Annotated in this window: 2 protein-coding genes; both read left to right on the plus strand. The window is 62.6% G+C overall.

From position 1 onward, the window contains the following. A partial coding sequence (locus tag ACRESD_RS13915; protein ID WP_431751433.1) for an ABC transporter permease subunit occupies positions 1-641 on the plus strand: 641 nt, incomplete at its 5' end. 16 nt (positions 642-657) lie between these two features. Next, complete coding sequence (locus ACRESD_RS13920) at positions 658-2226, plus strand: ABC transporter ATP-binding protein (RefSeq protein WP_431751434.1); 1569 nt, start codon at positions 658-660, stop codon at positions 2224-2226. Positions 2227-2312: the final 86 nt, after the last annotated feature.

A 2312-nucleotide genomic window follows, 5' to 3' on the forward strand; every position in this document is an offset into this window, starting at 1 on the left:
ACCAGGCTCGGGATGTGATGGCCCGGGTGATTTTCGGAACGCGAGTGTCGCTGCTGTTCGCCCTGGCGCTGACCTTGGTCAGCACGCTGATCGGTATCACCGCGGGCGCGTTGCAAGGTTACTACGGCGGGTGGGTCGACCTGCTGGGTCAGCGCCTGATTGAGATCTGGTCCGGGCTGCCGGTGCTGTATCTATTGATCATTCTCTCCGGGTTTGTCGAGCCGAACTTCTGGTGGCTGCTGGGGATCATGGCGCTGTTTTCCTGGCTGACCCTGGTGGATGTGGTGCGCGCCGAGTTCTTGCGCGGGCGTAACCTGGAGTACGTGAAGGCCGCCCGTGCGTTGGGCGTGGGTGATGTTCAGGTGATGGTGCGGCACGTGCTGCCCAACGCGGTGACGGCCACCTTGACCTACCTGCCGTTCATCCTGACTGGGGCGATTTCCACGCTCACCGCGCTGGATTTTCTCGGCTTCGGCATGCCCACCGGCAGTGCGTCCCTGGGCGAGTTGATCGGCCAGGGTAAAAACAATCTGCAAGCCCCGTGGCTGGCACTGACGGCATTTTTTGCGTTGGCGCTGATCCTGTCCCTGTTGGTGTTTATCGGTGAAGCCTGCCGCGACGCCTTCGACCCCCGATCCTGATAAGCGAGCCCGTGTCGTGACTGATGCATTGATTGAAATTCGTAACTTGCAGGTGGCCTTTGATGGGCATAAGGCGGTGCGCGGCATCGACCTGGATATTCACGCCGGGGAGTGTCTGGCGCTGGTGGGGGAGTCGGGCTCCGGCAAATCGGTGACGGCCCATTCGATCCTGCAGTTGTTGCCGCCGCATACCACGCGCACCCAAGGCAGCATCCGTTACCAGGGTGAGGAGTTGCTCGGTGCTCGCCCCGAGCGTTTGCGCCAGATTCGCGGGGACCGCATCGCGATGATCTTCCAGGAGCCGATGACCTCGCTCAACCCGCTGTACAGCATCGAACGGCAACTGTCGGAAACCCTGTTGTTGCACAAGGGCCTGGGCGGCGCGGCAGCGCGGGAACGGGTGCTGGAGTTGCTGGAACTGGTCGGTATCCGGCAGCCGCGCCAACGCCTGAGTGCCTATCCGCATCAACTTTCCGGCGGGCAGCGTCAGCGCGTGATGATTGCCATGGCGTTGGCGTGCGAGCCGCTGCTGTTGATCGCCGACGAGCCCACCACCGCACTGGATGTGACCGTGCAACGGCGCATCCTGACGTTGCTCAAAGACTTGCAACAGCGCCTGGGCATGGCGCTGTTGCTGATCAGCCACGACCTCAATGTGGTGCGCAGCATTGCCCAGCGGGTGGCGGTGATGCGTACCGGGCAGATCGTCGAGCAAGCCGACTGTGAGGCGCTGTTTGCCGCGCCGCAACATGCCTATAGCCGGCAATTGCTCGAAGCCGAACCAGAGGGCCGTGCGATCGAGCAGGCCGTGGCCGAAAATCTATTGGAAGTGGACGGTCTCAGAGTCTGGTTCGCCCAAGGTGGCTTGTTGCGCCGTCGGCCGCCGATCAAAGCGGTGGACGGCATTGACCTGCGCCTGCAACGCGGCAAGACGCTGGGTATTGTTGGCGAGTCCGGCTCGGGCAAGTCCACCCTCGGCCAAGCGATCCTGCGGCTGATCGACGCCCAGGGCAGCATCCGCTTCCAGGGGCAAGCCCTCGATACGCTCAAGGGCAAGGCCCTGCGCCCGTGGCGGCGCAAGTTGCAAGTGGTGTTCCAGGACCCGTTCGGCAGCCTCAGCCCACGCATGAGCGTGCAGCAGATCATCGAAGAAGGCCTGCGCGTGCACACTGACCTCGACCGGCCTGAGCGCGAAGCCCAAGTGATTGCAGTGTTGCGTGACGTCGGCCTCGACCCCGCCACCCGACACCGCTTTCCCCACGAATTTTCCGGTGGCCAGCGCCAACGTATCGCCATCGCACGAGCGCTGGTGATCAAACCGGACCTGATCCTGCTCGACGAACCCACCTCGGCCCTCGACCGCACCGTGCAAAAACAAGTGGTGACCTTGTTGCGCCGCTTGCAGCAAGAGCACGGGCTCACCTACCTGTTCATCAGCCACGACCTGGCGGTGGTACGCGCGTTGGCCCATGACCTGATCGTGGTCAAGGATGGGGTGGTGGTGGAGGCGGGGAGCACCGAGCAACTGTTCGAGACGCCCCGGCATGGCTATACGCGGGAATTATTGCTGGCGTCTGCGTTGTAGGGGCAACACCGCAGATCAAATGTGGGAGGGGCTTGCCTTAATGCCAGTCAGTTAAGAAAATTTGCCGCGACCAAACTCTTGTAGTG

Origin of the sequence: Pseudomonas sp. (assembly GCF_050739995.1) — a bacterium.
In the GTDB taxonomy this organism is placed as follows: Bacteria; Pseudomonadota; Gammaproteobacteria; order Pseudomonadales; family Pseudomonadaceae; genus Aquipseudomonas.